At 73.2% G+C, this 2,022-nt stretch carries 3 protein-coding genes; all 3 read left to right on the top strand.

Features of this window, described 5'->3' with window-relative positions; translation table 11 throughout:
* Positions 1-1,055, top strand: a 1,055-nt coding sequence (locus tag VB737_RS16480; RefSeq protein ID WP_500314552.1) for a glutamate-5-semialdehyde dehydrogenase, incomplete at its 5' end; no start/stop codon positions are given.
* The gene (locus VB737_RS16475) at positions 1,052-1,414 is read left to right on the top strand and encodes a dihydroneopterin aldolase (RefSeq protein ID WP_500314550.1); all 363 of its coding nucleotides are present in this window, start codon (positions 1,052-1,054) and stop codon (positions 1,412-1,414) included. The genes VB737_RS16480 and VB737_RS16475, both read left to right, overlap by 4 nt.
* A gap of 66 nt (positions 1,415-1,480) precedes the next feature.
* Positions 1,481-2,022, top strand: a 542-nt coding sequence (locus VB737_RS16470) for an amino acid permease (protein WP_500314549.1), incomplete at its 3' end; no start/stop codon positions are given.

Below are 2,022 nucleotides of genomic sequence, written 5' to 3'. Positions count from 1 at the left end.
CCATCGCCGGGGTGCGCCAGGTGGCGGCCCTGGAGGACCCGGTGGGCCGGCGCCAGCTGCACACCGAACTGGATGAGGGGCTGGTGCTGGAGCGCCTGAGCGTGCCCCTGGGGGTGCTGGGGGTGATCTTCGAGGCCCGGCCCGACGCGGTGATGCAGATCGCCTCGCTGGCGATCCGCTCCGGCAACGGCGCCCTGCTCAAGGGGGGACGGGAGGCCAGCCGCAGCTGCCAGGCGATTGCGGCGGCCCTGCAGCGGGGCCTGGCCGGCAGCACCGTCGACCCCGGCTGCCTGGCGCTGCTCACCAGCCGCGAGGAGAGCCTGGGGCTGCTGCGGCTCGATGGCCTGGTGGACCTGATCATTCCCAGGGGGTCGAATGCCCTGGTGCGCTTCATCCAGGACAACACCCGCATCCCCGTGCTGGGCCACGCCGACGGCATCTGCCATCTGGTTGTGGATCGGGCCGCCGACCCGGCCCTGGCCCTGCGCATCGCCCTGGACAGCAAGACCCAGTACCCGGCGGCCTGCAATGCCATCGAGACCCTGCTGGTGCACCAGGCCATTGCCCCCGCCTTCCTGAAGGCGGCGCTGCCGGCCTTCGCCGCGGCGGGGGTGGAGCTGCGCGGTGATGCCGGCGCCTGCGCCCTGGGGGTGGCTGTGGCCGCCGGCCCCGGCGCCTGGGACACCGAGTACTCCGATCTGATCCTCAACGTGAAGGTGGTCGAGGATCTGGAGGCGGCCCTGGAGCACATCCGCCGCCACGGCTCCCGGCACACCGATGCGATCGCCACCACCGATCCGGCGGCCGCCGACCGGTTCCTGCGGGCGGTGGACAGCGCCGGGGTGTTCCTCAACTGCTCCACCCGCTTCGCCGACGGCAACCGCTACGGCTTCGGCGCCGAGGTGGGCATCAGCACCCAGACCCTGCCGCCGCGGGGGCCGGTGGGGCTCGAGGGGCTGGTCACCTACCGCTACCGACTGCGGGGCGAGGGCCACATCGCCGCCGACTATGCCGACGGGACGCGGAGCTTCAGCCACCGCCCCCTGCCCCTGTGACCGAGGCCATCCACGTAAGGGGCCTGCGGCTCTGGGCCCACGTGGGGGTGTACGAGCAGGAGCGTCGCCACGGCCAGTGGTTCGAGCTGGCCTTCTCCCTCGGGGTCGACCTGGGCGCCGTCGCCCGCAGCGACGACCTCAGCCAGGGCTTCGACTACGGCCGCGGCATCGCGGCGCTGCAGGAGCAGGCCCGCAGCGTCCGCTGCCTCACCCTGGAGCACTACAGCGAGCAGATCCTCGATGCGCTGGAGGCCTGCTATGGGCCCATCCCCCTGGCGGTGGAGCTGAGCAAGTGCCAGGTGCCGGTTCCCGGCTTCGACGGCAGCGTGGCTGTCAGCCGCAGGCGGCGCTGGGGGTGAGGGGTCGGGGAGCACATCCTCAATGGCCTGCCGAAGGCGAGAATCCCGGCTCTGCGACCGGGTTCCATGACGACGGACCTGCGGCCCGGCCCGTCCGGGGGTGGTACCCGACCCGATGAACGCCTCCTGCGCCGGGCCACCGGCCTCGGTGGCGCGCTGATCATCGGCCTGGGGTCGATCCTGGGGACCGGCGTGTTCGTCAGCCTGGCCCTGGCGGCCCAACCCGCCGGCGAGGCCCTCCCCCTGGCCATCCTGCTCGCGGGCCTGCTGGCGGGAGCCAACGGGCTCTCGGCCGCCCAGCTGGCGGCGGTGATGCCGGTGAGCGGCGGCAGCTACGAATACGGCCGCCGCCTGCTCTCGCCCCTGGCCGGCTTCACCGCCGGCTGGCTGTTTCTCTGTGCCAAGACAGCGTCGGCGGCAGCCGCCGCCCTCGGCCTGGCCGCCTATCTGGGGACCCTGCTGGGGGTGGATCCCCTCGGCGTGCGCTGGTGGCCGCCGCTGGCGGTGGCGTTGATCACCTTGGCGGCCCTGGCGGGGCTGCGGCGCAGCCAGTGGCTCAACAGCCTGCTGGTGGGGAGCACCCTGCTGAGCCTGGTGCTGTTCGTGGC

The organism is Synechococcus sp. BA-120 BA3, assembly GCF_034931285.1.
Taxonomy (GTDB): Bacteria; Cyanobacteriota; Cyanobacteriia; order PCC-6307; family Cyanobiaceae; genus Cyanobium.
This window is presented reverse-complemented; position numbering and strand designations above follow the sequence as displayed.